Raw genomic sequence first — 13831 nt, forward strand, 5'->3', positions numbered from 1 at the left:
ACACGATCGTAGGGCGGATAAGCATAGCGCATCCGCCAAAACCCTGGAATTTTATACAGAGTTACGGTGATTATATCAGCGTAGTGAGCGATGCCAACCGCGAAATTTCGATGTGAGGTAACAGGCGGCTGTCGGCAATTTGCATTAAATCGCCCTCAAGCAGGTTTATCCAGCAGGCTTGCATCCCGCAACGGATAGCGCCTGCGACGTCGGTCGTCAGGTCGTCGCCGACGTGCAGGATCTGCTCCAGCGGCACGTCGAGGCGTTCCGCTGCCAGATGGTACATGTCGCTAAACGGCTTTGAACGCCCGTCGGGACCCGCGCGCAGCACGAACTTAAAATAGTCGTTCAGACCAAACAGTTCCGGCTGGGCGTTGCCGTTGGTTATCGCCACCAGCGGCCATTTTTCTGCCAGACGCGCGAGGGTGTCGTGGGTTTCCTGCGGCACCTCAATCGCACTGCGCCATTGGGCGAAATTCGCCATCGCCGCATTGGCACCGACCGTGGCTTCTCTCGCCGATAGCCCGGCGTTGAGCATCGCCTGCTCGACCGCCCGCCGACGCCATTCGGTTACGTCGTGATAAATTTCCGGGTCGGCCTGGCGCAGCGACTGGCGCAGCTGCTGAAAATCACTGCTTTCCAGCGCCTGTAACGCCGGATGGTAATTGCGGACGAACGCCAGCGACTCTTTTTCCGTACGGCGAATCACCTGCCGGTTGTCGTAAAGGGTGTCATCCAGGTCGAAGGTCAGGGCCGCTATCTGGCCCAGTGGACGGTAAAAACGCATTATTTCCCCCGTTTGGCGCGTGGGTGTGCCTTGTCGTACACCGAGGCAAGGTGTTGAAAATCAAGATGGGTATAGATTTGAGTGGTGGTGAGATTGGCGTGGCCTAACAGTTCCTGCACCCCGCGCAAATCACCGCTCGATTCCAGCATATGCGTGGCGAACGAGTGGCGCAGCTTGTGGGGATTCACATGGCTGTTCAGCCCCTGCTTGATGCCCCATTCGGCGAAGCGCTTTTGCACGTTGCGGGCCGAGATACGCTTGCCGAGCTTCGACAGAAACAGCGCTTCTTCCTCGCTGCCAAACAGCCCGCGTAGATCCAGCCAGTGCTCAATCCACTGTACGGCGTTGCGGCCAATCGGCAGACGGCGCTCTTTGCTGCCCTTACCCATCACCCACACTTCACCGGATTCTAAATCCAGATGTTTGATATTGAGGCCGACCAGTTCCGACAGACGCAGGCCCGCGCCGTACATCACTTCCAGCATCGCCCGGTCGCGCACCGCCAGCGGATCGTTCAGGTCGATATCCAGCAGTCGGTTGACGTCATCGACGTCGATGTTTTTCGGTAAATGGCGCGGTGCTTTCGGGGCCGAAACGGCTTTCGCCGGATTGGCCTGTAGCTCGCCCTGACTGACCATCCAGTCGAAGAAGCTGCGTAACGCCGACAGCCTCAGCGCGAGGCTAGCCGGACCGAGCCCTTTCCGGCGGCTGCGTACCGCGAAATTACGCACCACCGCGGCGTCACATTGTTGCCAGCTTTTGACGCCGCTTTCGTCGGCTAACGCCATGATGGCATCCAGCTGACGCTGATAGTTGAGCACGGTAATGGGGCTGAGCTGGCGTTCAACGCCGAGATAGCGCAGGAAGCGTTCGGTAGAGGCGGATAGCGGAGACGGCGTCATACGCGCTCGACCCAACGCTCCAGCAAGCCCGGCAGCAGCAGGGAAATCTCCTGCAAAAGGTGCGTTCCCTGACCAGCCTGATAGTGCTGCGGATCGCGGCTACTGAACAACACCACGCCCAGATCGCCATCGCTGCCCAGCATCGACATTGCCACCGAGCCAATTGCTTTAGCATCCGGCATCATCACCAGCAGTTCCGGTCCGTTGAGCGAGCCCAGAAAATGCCGTTCATGACCCAGACGCTGAATGCGGATCGATTCAAACGCCTGCCGCGATAACGCCAACTGAGTGAATTTCGACGGCGCGCCAAGGCGCCAGCGATCGGCAAACAGACGCACGGTAGCCCCTGCCAGACCCAGATCGCGCGCCCAACGATGGAACCGGTTGAGCATATCGTCGAGGCTTTCCGCCGCCGCCAGCCGCGTTTGCAGATGCAGCAGACGATAGAACAGGCTTTCGTTGGCCGATGCCTGCTCCACCAGCAGCGTCATATTCTCTTCCAGCGCGTTGATGTGATTTCTGGCGCGCGCCATATGCCATTCGACCAACGACACCGTGCCGCGAACCGGATGCGGGACGCGCATCCCTTCCACCGCAGAGGCATTACGAATGAAGAATTCAGGATGTTGCAGCAGGTAATCCACTACCGCGCGATCGTCGAGCGCGCTCAGTTCTGCCTGCTGTTCTTCCCCGATTGATTTCATAAATGAATAAATCCGTCGTAGACATGTGCCGCCGGGCCAGTCATAAACAACGGTTGACCCGGTCCTTTCCAGGCGATATCAAGACGCCCGCCTGGTAATTCCACGCGTACCTCTTCGCCCAGCAACCCTTGCTGAATGCCGACGGCAACCGCCGCACACGCGCCGCTACCGCAGGCCTGGGTTTCACCCGCGCCGCGCTCGTAGACGCGTAAACGGATGTGGTCGTGCTTTACCACCTGCATAAAACCGATATTGGCACGCTCCGGAAAACGTTCATGATTTTCCAGAACAGGGCCTAATGTTTCCACCGGTGCGGTGTCCACACTGTCGACTTGTACCACGCAGTGCGGGTTGCCCATTGAGACGACGCCGCACAATACTGTCTGCTCGGCCGCACGCATAATATAGGTCTTTTCCGCTTTGTTCGCGCGAAACGGCACCTGCGACGGCTCGAAATTCGGCTCGCCCATGTTCACCCGCACCAGGTCGTCGTCCGTTACGGTTAATACCATACGACCGTTGGCGGTACTGACGTGGATGTCACGTTTATTGGTCAGGCCTTTCAGGCGCACAAACCGCGCAAAGCAGCGTGCGCCGTTACCACACTGCGACACTTCGCTGCCGTCAGCGTTAAAGATGCGGTAGTGAAAATCGAGATCGGGATCGTACGGCGGTTCAACCACCAGCAGTTGATCGAATCCGACGCCAAGATGCCTGTCGGCCAGGCGGCGGATCATCTCGGGAGAAAAGAACACATTCTGCGTTACCGCATCGACGACCATGAAATCGTTGCCAAGGCCGTGCATTTTAGAGAACTGCATCATTTACTCCATCCACGCAGAAACAACGACGTCGTATTAGTAGTTAACCTGGGTCGGGCCACCGTTATCGCCACGATCGTTGCGAGTCGGTTCGGTACTCTGAGTACCTGGATTGACCGGTTTCGTCGGGGGTGCAGCGGTTTTATCTGCAGGCGGGAAATAGAGCGGCCCCTTCAGGCCACAACCTGCCAGGGTCATTAACGCAGCCAAAAGGACCAGTGGTCGAAAGAGGTTCTTCATTCTTATAGTGCCTGTGGTTGATGCTTTCTGCTTTCTATCATCGCAGGAGAAGACGTAAAAGCAAGCGTTTAGCGCCTGACTGCAACCGGAATTGTTTCGCGTTATACTGCGCCCATCACCTGATAATGGAAAAGAACAATGAACGACAGTGAATTTCATCGCCTTGCAGACCAGTTGTGGATGACCATCGAAGAGAGCATTGATGACTGGGATGGCGACGGCGATATTGATTGCGAGATTAACGGCGGCGTACTGACGCTGAGTTTCGAGAACGGCAGCAAAATCATCATTAACCGCCAGGAGCCTTTACACCAGGTGTGGCTGGCGACCAAACAAGGCGGCTACCATTTCGACCTGAAAGGCACGGAATGGGTCTGCGATCGCAGCGGCGAAACGTTCTGGGATTTACTGGAACAGGCCGCCACGCAGCAGGCGGGTGAAACGGTTAGCTTCCGTTAAGAAAAATACTGCTGCAGTAACGGGGTCGTTTCATCCTGATTGGCGGGTGCGACGGCCGCAATGGCCTGCGTGCGGAACGGGATAACCTGAGCGCGATTGTCGACTTTCACAATCTGGTAGAACTGCGGCAGGTTGAAGTTGATGAAGCTTGAGCCGTAGGTGAAGCGATCGTGCGATGACGAGTAGAACCGGCTGACGTCACGCACCAGTTCTTCTTTGCTGCCTTCGCAGTGGTGATACACCTCTGCCCGGTTGCTCTCATCCAGAATGTAGATGTTAAAGCCGTTGTCTTCACTGCTGTCTTCAAAGAAGAACTGAATAATCCCTTCGCTGGCGAAACCGTCGACCACCGGCGGAAGCTGCACATGGTTGGTTTCCACTTTCACCGACAAACCATGCAGTTTGTTATGTGAAATCGCGCCATAAAACTCGATGGCGTTTTCCAGCTTCTGTACGGAAACATTCAGCCGCTCGAAGAACAGTCCCCAGGTTTGCCCCGCCACACGCAGCGCTTTGAAACGCCCCGTTTCCTGACGCGTACTGGAAAGACGCAGTTCAATACACTCTGAAACCAACTGCTGCACGCGGGTGCGGATAAGACCACGCAAATGCTGGCTGTAGCAGAATACGTCGACGCTGTCAGGCGGAGCCGCATCCTGGTGCATTTTACCGAGAATGGTTTTCAGCGCTTCGATCATCGCCTGCTCGCCGTTAAAGTGCAGGGTTCGCACCTCATTCCACGAGTTGCGATACAGCAGGTCGACGCTACCCACAAGGCAATTTTGTTCTTCGCCAAAGCTGAAGACATCGAGCTTACGGAAATCAAAGTGCACCACCTGATTACGGAACGCCGTAGTCGGGTCGTATTCGAGGTTGACGATAATCGCCAGATGGCGAATTTCGCATGGGCTATACAACGCTTTTGGCGTCGGCGCCGGCAGGCGCAGCGGGAAGTGGTGCGAGACGTCGGCGACCATTTCCTGCAATTTTGCCAGGTCGGCAATGCCGTTGCCCTTAATAAACAGGCGGGTGCGTGAGGTCAGCAGGCCGTTAAACCAGGCCCAGGCCACCAGCTTATTAAGATAACGGTTATATTCGAGCGGCTGATGACTGACGATCGATTCCATGTTCGGGGCGCGATTGTAGAGATACCAGCCTGTACGGTTGGCACGGCCCGGCGGCACATGAATAAAGGTCAGGTTTGGCTCGGAAAGGTCCGGCGAAATTTGCGGGTTCACCAGCGTGACTTTGCCCGGCAGAGCTTCAAACGCGGCATACAGTTTGCGGGTCAGGACACCAATGTCCTGCGGGCTGGCGGAAACGCTGAGGTTGTTCCGACGCGCGAAACGAATCAGATTGCGGTAGCTCTGCATCATCGCGTCGAGCAGTTCATTGTGCGCATCGCGCACTTCGTCAATCTTCCAACTGGCGCGGTTATCCAGCATCGCCAGACGCTCTTCGCTCCAGCCCCACTCTTTCACTAACTGTCCGATCACTTCACGACGCCAGCCGACGCACGCACGTTCGCGGCTCAGTTTTTCACAGACTTTGAGGTAGAAACATCGACGCACCAGATCCAGACGGGTGGTGTCATCAATGGCCAGCAGATAGGTGGTGACGCGTTCGAGCATCATGCAGTACGGGTCGAGCCCGAACGACACAATCTCGCCATCATGCAGGCGCTGTTTAATGTCTTTCGCCAGCAGGCGGCTGTTCGGATATTCCCAGGAATAGGCTTCAAGTAGCAGAGTTTTCAGCACCGCTTTGTACGGAGAATCAATGCTTTTATACAGCTGCCACAGGCTGGCACCGAAGTATTCTTCTGCGGAGAGCGTGCTCAATCCGCCAAGATCCAGCCATTCGTTCGGGGTCAGCACGCCCTGCGCGTAGAGCTTCATGACGTAGTCATCGTAATGCTCCTCTTCCTCGCACGGCACCATATTCCACAGAATACGTTTCCCCGCGAGGCGCACGGCGGTGCGATAAAATTCGTCGAGCAGCAAAATATGCTGCGTTGAACCGCAGTCTTCGCCGCCCAGGCTGCCGCTTTCGTTATGGCGGAAGCGGTTTTCGTCAATCAGGAAGAAGCTGACTTCCACTCCGAGTGAGGCAGCCCAGCTTTCCAGCAGGCTACATTTACGTTGCAGCAGCTGCCGTTCGCCATTATCAAGCCAGGCCTGATGACAGACCCAGATATCGAGATCCGAAGAACAACTTTGACCGACAGAAGAGGTGCTACCCATTGAGTACACGCCGGTGATCGGCAGTTCGCCTTTGGCGGTGTCCTGCGGCGGCATGCCGCGATGCAGTTCGAGCTCATCAAGGTAGTGACGTTGGGTTTCATCAGGCGTGTAGAGGCAAATGCCTTTGGGGACGTTACCTTCGAGGTAACCCGGCATCAGCGGATGATGATAATGCAGCAATGTCGGCAGAAGACTGTAGACCTGCTGGAAAGCGGGCCCCATGGCAGCAAGCGCACGATCCACGCGCAATTGATTTATGGCATCCAGTCTCTGTTTCAGTGTCTCAATATAGAGGTACAAGACATATCGCCTGATGTTAAAACCTGGCGTATCGCTAAAGCGGTGAACTGCATGGGATACGAAGGTTTTTAGAATTCAACAAGAACCGCTACCGTCTGTCGCCAGGATGGTCTGTGGTGCGGGCTAACAAACGGTTTAAAACGTGATCAATTTAACACCTTGCCGTTTGACCGTAAAGAAAGATGCGCTACAGATAAGTTTAGCACCAATTAACCGCTGTAAATTCTTCAACACGCCCCTCATCTGCGCTCATTTTCCCATTTTCTCATTTTTAGAAAAACGCGAAAACTAACATCCTTATAGCAACAATGTTAGGATGACTGGCGGACGATAACGACGGTAACAAGCATGTTAGACAAAGTTTTAAGAATTGCCACACGCCAAAGTCCTCTCGCACTCTGGCAGGCATATTATGTGAAAGACAGGCTGATGGCGAGCCATCCCGGGCTCCAGGTTGAGCTGGTGCCAATGGTCACGCGTGGCGATGTTATCCTCGATACGCCGCTGGCAAAAGTGGGTGGTAAAGGGCTGTTTGTCAAAGAACTGGAACTGGCGCTGCTTGAAGGCCGGGCGGATATCGCCGTGCATTCGATGAAAGATGTCCCGGTGGAATTTCCGCCAGGGCTTGGCCTGACGACCATCTGCGAACGCGACGATCCGCGTGATGCGTTTGTCTCGAATCAGTTTGAATCCCTCGACGCCTTGCCCGTCGGCAGCGTGGTTGGCACCTCAAGTTTACGCCGCCAGTGCCAGCTGGCCGCCGAACGCCCGGATCTGGTGATTCGCTCGCTGCGCGGCAACGTCGGCACGCGTTTGAGTAAGCTCGATAACGGCGATTATGATGCGATTATTCTGGCGGTCGCGGGGCTCAAACGCCTCGGACTGGAAAACCGGATCCGCCAGGCTCTGTCGCCAGAGCAATCTCTGCCCGCCGTGGGTCAGGGTGCCGTGGGCATCGAATGTCGTCTTGACGACCAACACACCCGCACGCTGCTCGCGCCGCTGAATCATACGGACACCGCCGTTCGCGTCTGCGCAGAACGCGCGATGAATACCCGCCTCGAAGGCGGCTGTCAGGTGCCGATTGGCAGCTATGCTGAATTGAGCAATGGCGAAATCTGGCTCCGCGCACTGGTTGGCGCGCCTGACGGCAGCCAGATGGTACGCGGTGAGCGTCGTGGACCAGCGGAAGACGCCGAAAAACTCGGCATTTCACTGGCTGAAGAGTTACTCAACAACGGCGCACGCGAGATCCTCGCGGACGTTTATCACGGAGAAGCCCCTGAATGAGCATTCTGGTCACTCGCCCGTCTCCCCAAGGGGAAGAACTTGTCAGCCGCCTGCGCGCGCTGGGGCGAGAGGCCTGGAGCTTTCCGTTAATCGAATTTACTCCCGGCCGTGAACTCGCCCAACTTCCGGGGTATCTGACCGCGCTGGGCGAAGGCAGCCTCCTGTTCGCGCTTTCGCAACATGCCGTCGAATTTGCCCACGCGCAGTTGCAACAACACGGGCAACCGTGGCCAGACGCGCCGCGCTATTTCGCCATCGGGCGCACCACCGGCCTGGCTCTGCATAAAGTCAGCAGTATTGACGTTCGTTATCCGCTCGATCGGGAAATCAGCGAAGTGTTGCTACAATTACCTGAATTACAAAACGTTGCCGGCAAGAAAGCGCTGATTTTACGCGGCAACGGCGGGCGGGAACTGCTCGGCGAAACCTTGCAGGAACGCGGTGCCAGTGTGACTTTTTGCGAATGTTATCAACGCACTAATCGCCACTATGACGGTGCTGAAGAAGCCCTGCGCTGGGAATCACGCGGCGTGACTCGTCTGGTCATCACCAGCGGCGAAATGTTAAAACAGCTTTGGTCGCTGATCCCGCAATGGTATCGCGAGCGTTGGTTGTTACACTGCGAGGTGCTTGTGGTGAGTGAGCGTCTTGCAGAACTGGCCCGGGAACTGGGCTGGCAGAATATCAGGGTGGCCGATGGCGCCGACAACGACGCGCTGCTGCGTGCTTTACAATAACTCTCAACATTGGAAGCCATAATGACGGAACAAAAAGAGAACTCCGCCGTGGTTGAAGAGACCAGGGAGGCCGTGGAAGTGACGCCACAGCCGGAGAATGTTGAAACGAAAAACGCTGAGAAGAAAAAGAGCAGCAATAAAGCCCCTTTGGCGCTCAGCGTGGTGGCGATTGCCATCGCCCTGGCCGCAGGCATTGGCCTGTACAGCCTGGTGAAACAGCAAGGTGCGAATCAGACCTCCGCCAGCGATGCGCTGGTGAATCAAGTGACCGCCCTGCAAAAAGCGCAGGAATCGCAGAAAACCGAACTGGAAGGCGTGATTAAGCAGCAGGCCGAGCAGCTGACTGTCGCGAAACAGCAGCAGGACGCGCTGCACAAGCAGCTCGATGAACTGCAGCAGAAAGTGGCCACCATTTCCGGCAGCGATGCCAAAACCTGGCAACTGGCGCAGGCCGATTTCCTCGTCAAACTGGCGGGTCGTAAGCTGTGGAGCGATCAGGACGTCACCAGCGCAGCGGCACTGCTGAAAAGCGCCGATGCAAGCCTGGCTGACATGAATGACCCAAGTCTGATCACCGCACGTCGGGCCATTACTGACGATATTGCCAGCCTGTCTGCCGTAACCCAGGTCGATTACGACGGAATTATTCTGAAGGTGAATCAGCTGTCGAATCAGATTGATAACCTGCGTCTGGCCGACAATACCGACGACGATTCCCCGATGGACGAAGACAGCAGCGAGCTTTCAAGCTCCCTCGGTGAATGGCGCGTCAATCTGCAAAAGAGCTGGCAGAGTTTTATGGACAGCTTTATCACCATTCGTCGCCGTGACGAAACCGCAGTTCCACTGTTAGCGCCGAATCAGGACGTCTATCTGCGTGAGAATATCCGCTCCCGTCTGCTGGTTGCCGCGCAGGCCGTGCCTCGCCATCAGGAACAAACCTATAAGCAGGCACTGGATAACGTGTCCACCTGGGTACGGGCTTACTACGATACCGACGATGCCACCACCAAAGCCTTCCTGGACGAACTGGATTCACTGAGTCAGCAGAACATCAATATGGACGTGCCGGAAACGCTGCAAAGCCAGCCGATTCTGGAAAAACTGATGCAGACCCGCGTGCGTAATCTGCTGTCACAGCCGTCGGTTACGCCGAGCGCGACGCCGCAGGCTGATGCCGCGCCTGCCGCCGCTGCACCGCAGGGAGAATAATCATGCTTAAAGTATTATTGCTCTTTGCATTGCTGATCGCCGGGATCGTGGTTGGGCCTATCATCGCGGGTCATCAGGGCTACGTCCTGATCCAGACCGACACCTACAACATCGAAACCAGCGTCACCGGTCTGGTGATCATTATGATCCTGACCATGGTGGTGTTGTTCGCCATCGAATGGCTGCTGCGCCGTATCTTCCGCACCGGGGCACATACCCGGGGCTGGTTTGTTGGCCGTAAACGCCGTCGCGCCCGCAAGCAGACCGAACAGGCGCTGCTGAAACTGGCGGAAGGTGACTACCAGCAGGTTGAGAAGCTGATGGCGAAAAATGCCGATCACGCTGAACAGCCGGTGGTGAATTATCTGCTCGCGGCGGAAGCAGCGCAGCAGCGCGGGGACGAAATGCGCGCGAATCAGCATCTGGAACGTGCCGCGGAAAGCGCCGGTAACGATCTGATCCCGGTGGAAATCACCCGGGTGCGTATCCAGCTCGCGCGTCATGAAGACCACGCGGCCCGTCATGGCGTAGACAGACTGCTTGAAATCACACCACGTCATCCTGAAGTGCTACGTCTGGCTGAACAGGCTTATATCCGTACCGGGGCCTGGAGTTCACTGCTCGATATCATTCCGTCGATGGCGAAAGCCAACGTCGGCGATGAAGCCCACCGTGATGCCCTGGAACAGCAGGCGTGGATTGGCCTGATGGATCAGGCGCGCGCCGATCAGGGCAGTGATGGCCTGCGCGAATGGTGGAAAAATCAGAGTCGTAAAACCCGTCATCGCGTGGCGCTGCAGGTGGCCATGGCCGATCACCTTATCGAGTGTGACGATCATGACATGGCCCAGCAGATCATTATCGATGGCCTGAAACGCCAGTACGACGACCGTCTGCTGCTTCCGGTTCCGCGTCTGAAAACCACGAATCCGGAGCAGCTGGAAAAAGTGTTGCGCCAGCAGATCAAAAGCGTGGGTGACCGTCCGCTGCTGTGGAGTACGCTGGGTCAGTCACTGATGAAGCACGGCGAATGGGAGGAGGCGACCATTGCCTTCCGAGCGGCGCTGAAACAGCGCCCTGATGCGTTTGACTACGCCTGGCTGGCAGATGCACTCGACAGGCTACATCAGCCGGAAGAAGCGGCCACCATGCGCCGTGACGGACTGTTACTGACGCTTCAGAATAACCCACCTTCCTGAGTAGAAATGTGTGAGTAAAGGGGCCTTTTGGCCCCTTTCTTTTGTCTTCAGCCTCATGCTACATTTCTGACTCTGAGCCCTTTCAACGAGCTTCCCAATGTAACGATTTTTCAGCATGCACCGTTTTTCACTCACGCGCTTTCTGGCGTGGTGTTTGCTTTAGGGACGTTCAGCGTACTGCATCAGTTCACTGAAGATGATGTTTCCAGCGCCAGTGCGAAAGCGTGGCGATGGCAAACGCTCAGTGCAACGATCACAACGTCTGTGACCGTCATACTCACTGGGCAAATAAGTGCGGCTCACACATTGTGGTGCGTTTCATTTTTCGCATTATTACTGGTCGGCATCGTCTTATTCCGCTACCGGAATTAAACCCATAAAAAAACGCCTGCTCTGAAAACAGGGCAGGCGTTAAAACAGGTCTGATTGACAACAATGGGTGCTTCACTCAACGTTATGTCCATGGTGTTTGATGAGGCCGAAGCGACATCTGTCGGTGGACGATAAGCACCGTAAACGGCTCTGCGTCATTCCTGGGTTTATGAGGCCATACCCGAGGGTATAAAGGCGAACATAAGAGATGGAATGAGCATCTACAGACATATTATTACACACGTTTGGCTACACTTGCACCCCTGAATATCAGGGAGTTGGCCTTTTAGGAATTAATGAGATGTCGCTGAATGGAGACGCTGGGATGTATAAACAGGATTTAGCGTGAAATCATGAAATTAAATGTCGCCATCTGGAGACATATTTGTCATTGAGAATGAAAGAGGTAGGGATAATTATTTTGGTAGTAGATTTTGCCGAATTCAGAATAGAAAAAACCCCGCCGAAGCGGGGTTCAAAATTGGTCGGCGAGAGAGGATTCGAACCTCCGACCCACTGGTCCCAAACCAGTTGCGCTACCAAGCTGCGCTACTCGCCGATGTACTGCTTTTTGAATTTTTAGTTCAATTCTTTTTAACTTTAAGTTGTGGTGCGAGGGGGGGGACTTGAACCCCCACGTCCTTACGAACACTAACACCTGAAGCTAGCGCGTCTACCAATTCCGCCACCTTCGCATTGCCACTTAACTCAAAATTAATGGGGTGGCTAATGGGATTCGAACCCACGACAACTGGAATCACAATCCAGGGCTCTACCAACTGAGCTATAGCCACCACTGATATTCTTTCACGCGGCCCTGTGTTATCACAGACCACCGCAGCTCCAGCACCGGGTTTAATGGTGCGCCCGACAGGATTCGAACCTGAGACCTCTGCCTCCGGAGGGCAGCGCTCTATCCAGCTGAGCTACGGGCGCTTAGCGCCGTTGCGGGGTCGGATAATACGGGCTTCACGCAGGGCTGTCTAGTCCCTTTTTAAATTAATTTTCCGTTTGGTTATGCTTTGCACGTTTTGACGATTATTCCTGCGAATTAGATGCTTCCGGCACGTTTCCAAGACGTAAAACCTTGTACAGCATCGTCACTACCGCCAGGAAGATGATGCCGACAAACAGCGACATCCGCGTGTCTTCGTTAAAGCCCATCCCGATTAATACACAAATCAGGAACGCCATCGTCAAATAGTTGGTCCACGGGAACAGCACCGAGCGGAAGGGATGCTTAACCATCGCCTGCTTGTGCGCCTCGCGAAAACGCAGCTGGCTTATCAGGATAACAAACCACGGAACCATGCCTGGCAACACGCTGGCGCTGTAGACATAGACAAACACTCGCTGCGGATTAGGGATGAGGTAGTTCAGACAAGAGCCAACCAACAGCACGGCAATCGACACTGCCACGCCCACCACCGGTACGCCGTTGCGCGACACTTTGGCAATCGCCGACGGCAACTGACGATTTTTCGCCAGCGCGTACAGCATCCGTCCACAGCTGTACATTCCGCTGTTACAGCCAGACAGCGCCGCCGTCAGCACCACGAAGTTGATGATACCGGCCGCAGCAGTGATGCCGATTTTGGCAAAGGTGAGCACAAACGGGCTGCCATTACTGCCAATTTCATTCCACGGGAAGATAGTGACGATGACAAAAATCGCCCCTACGTAGAAAATCAGGATCCGCCACAGAACTTTGCCCACCGCGCTACGCAGCGTGACCTGCGGATTTTTCGCCTCACCGGCGGTGATGCCAATAAGCTCCACGCCCTGATAGGACGCCACCACGATACACAGCGCCGTCAGGAAGCCCTTCCAGCCCCCGGCAAAGAACCCGCCATGTTCGGTCAAGTTGCCAAAGCCGATCGCCTGACCGCCGTTGCCGAAGCCAAAGAAGATGACCCCCACCCCGACGACAATCATCACGATAATGGTAGTGACCTTAATCATCGCGAACCAGAATTCCAGCTCGCCGTACAGGCGCACCGCCGCCAGGTTCGCCAGCCCGACCAGCCCAACGGCAATAAGCGCGGGTATCCATTGCGCCATATCCGGGAACCAAAACTGCGTGTAGACCCCGATGGCGGTTATTTCGGAAATCCCCACCGCTATCCACATAAACCAGTAAGACCAGGCGGTGAGATAGCCAAAGAATGGGCTCATGTAACGATGGGCATACACTGCAAACGAGCCGGTCACCGGTTCGAGGAACAGCATTTCGCCCATCGAACGCATGATGAAGAACACGAACAGGCCAGCGATGATATACGCCAGCAATACCGACGGCCCGGCCCATTTCAGGGTACTCGCCGAGCCCATAAACAGGCCAACCCCGATGGTACCGCCGAGGGCGATCAATTCGATGTGTCGTGCTTCCAGCCCTCGCTGAAGCGCCGGTTGTTTCTCAGCCATAGATCCTCTATGTGTTTGCAACGTTCCGGTCGATGCCGGTTATTGTAATGAGCGGAATTTTGAAGGGGCGAATGGTTAAATAAATTGGGTGAAATGGCAAACAAAGTATTAGTTATGCGAAAGTATTGCACAATTCCTGGG

Annotated in this window: 12 protein-coding genes and 4 tRNA genes; 5 read left to right on the forward strand and 11 right to left on the reverse strand. The window is 55.5% G+C overall.

The genetic code is table 11. The features are described 5' to 3' along the window. Positions 1-70 precede the first annotated feature (70 nt). From yigB to lptM, 5 genes are read right to left on the reverse strand one after another with little or no spacing between them, the layout of a single operon-like run. Positions 71-787, reverse strand: coding sequence for a 5-amino-6-(5-phospho-D-ribitylamino)uracil phosphatase YigB (yigB, locus tag ACG0Z5_RS15645; RefSeq protein WP_394448915.1), 717 nt, complete (start codon positions 785-787; stop codon positions 71-73). Then, positions 787-1689 carry a tyrosine recombinase XerC gene (xerC, locus tag ACG0Z5_RS15650; protein ID WP_394448918.1) on the reverse strand — a complete coding sequence of 301 codons (903 nt, stop codon included), beginning with the start codon at positions 1687-1689 and terminating at the stop codon, positions 787-789. Before xerC ends, yigB begins: the two co-directional genes overlap by 1 nt. Next, positions 1686-2393 carry a DUF484 domain-containing protein gene (locus ACG0Z5_RS15655; RefSeq protein WP_394448920.1) on the reverse strand — a complete coding sequence of 236 codons (708 nt, stop codon included), beginning with the start codon at positions 2391-2393 and terminating at the stop codon, positions 1686-1688. Before ACG0Z5_RS15655 ends, xerC begins: the two co-directional genes overlap by 4 nt. Further along, complete coding sequence (dapF, locus tag ACG0Z5_RS15660; RefSeq protein ID WP_394449013.1) at positions 2390-3214, reverse strand: diaminopimelate epimerase; 825 nt, start codon at positions 3212-3214, stop codon at positions 2390-2392. The genes ACG0Z5_RS15655 and dapF overlap by 4 nt, the downstream gene beginning before the upstream one ends. Positions 3215-3250: 36 nt before the next feature. Beyond that, positions 3251-3454 (reverse strand): LPS translocon maturation chaperone LptM, encoded by a 204-nt coding sequence (lptM, locus tag ACG0Z5_RS15665; RefSeq protein ID WP_319629681.1) that lies wholly within the window; start codon positions 3452-3454, stop codon positions 3251-3253. 138 nt (positions 3455-3592) lie between these two features. Here lptM and cyaY point away from each other — a divergent pair, with 138 nt between their 5' ends. Next, on the forward strand, positions 3593-3913 hold the full coding sequence (gene cyaY, locus ACG0Z5_RS15670) for an iron donor protein CyaY (protein ID WP_394448923.1): 321 nt from the start codon (positions 3593-3595) through the stop codon (positions 3911-3913). Here cyaY and cyaA read toward each other — a convergent pair. Further along, positions 3910-6456, reverse strand: coding sequence for a class I adenylate cyclase (gene cyaA, locus ACG0Z5_RS15675; protein ID WP_394448926.1), 2547 nt, complete (start codon positions 6454-6456; stop codon positions 3910-3912). The genes cyaY and cyaA overlap by 4 nt on opposite strands. 348 nt (positions 6457-6804) lie before the next feature. Here cyaA and hemC point away from each other — a divergent pair, with 348 nt between their 5' ends. From hemC to hemY, 4 genes are read left to right on the forward strand one after another with little or no spacing between them, the layout of a single operon-like run. Beyond that, on the forward strand, positions 6805-7746 hold the full coding sequence (hemC, locus tag ACG0Z5_RS15680) for a hydroxymethylbilane synthase (RefSeq protein ID WP_394448929.1): 942 nt from the start codon (positions 6805-6807) through the stop codon (positions 7744-7746). Next, positions 7743-8483, forward strand: coding sequence for a uroporphyrinogen-III synthase (gene hemD / locus ACG0Z5_RS15685; protein ID WP_394448932.1), 741 nt, complete (start codon positions 7743-7745; stop codon positions 8481-8483). Before hemC ends, hemD begins: the two co-directional genes overlap by 4 nt. Positions 8484-8504: 21 nt before the next feature. Further along, a complete protein-coding gene (gene hemX / locus ACG0Z5_RS15690; protein WP_394448934.1) occupies positions 8505-9695 on the forward strand; it encodes a uroporphyrinogen-III C-methyltransferase in 1191 nt (396 codons plus the stop codon). 2 nt (positions 9696-9697) lie between these two features. Next, entirely contained in the window at positions 9698-10894 is a 1197-nt protein-coding gene (gene hemY / locus ACG0Z5_RS15695) for a protoheme IX biogenesis protein HemY (RefSeq protein WP_394448937.1), read from the forward strand. Between the two features lie 854 nt (positions 10895-11748). On the opposite strand, the gene ACG0Z5_RS15700 is transcribed toward hemY, so the two are convergent. The 5 genes from ACG0Z5_RS15700 to thrP all read right to left on the reverse strand — a co-directional run bounded on the left by ACG0Z5_RS15700 (position 11749) and on the right by thrP (position 13690). Further along, positions 11749-11825 (reverse strand) — tRNA-Pro (locus ACG0Z5_RS15700). A gap of 49 nt (positions 11826-11874) precedes the next feature. After that, a tRNA-Leu gene (locus tag ACG0Z5_RS15705) sits at positions 11875-11961 on the reverse strand. Positions 11962-11984: 23 nt separating this feature from the next. Then, positions 11985-12060: transfer RNA gene (locus tag ACG0Z5_RS15710), tRNA-His, on the reverse strand. Positions 12061-12125: 65 nt separating this feature from the next. Further along, positions 12126-12202 (reverse strand) — tRNA-Arg (locus ACG0Z5_RS15715). Between the two features lie 102 nt (positions 12203-12304). Continuing rightward, positions 12305-13690, reverse strand: a complete 1386-nt coding sequence (gene thrP, locus ACG0Z5_RS15720; protein ID WP_394448940.1) for a bifunctional threonine/serine APC transporter ThrP — start codon at positions 13688-13690, stop codon at positions 12305-12307. Between the last annotated feature and the right edge of the window lie 141 nt (positions 13691-13831).

Origin of the sequence: Scandinavium sp. M-37 (genome assembly GCF_043558715.1) — a bacterium.
GTDB classification, from domain to species: Bacteria; Pseudomonadota; Gammaproteobacteria; order Enterobacterales; family Enterobacteriaceae; genus Scandinavium; species Scandinavium vulneris_A.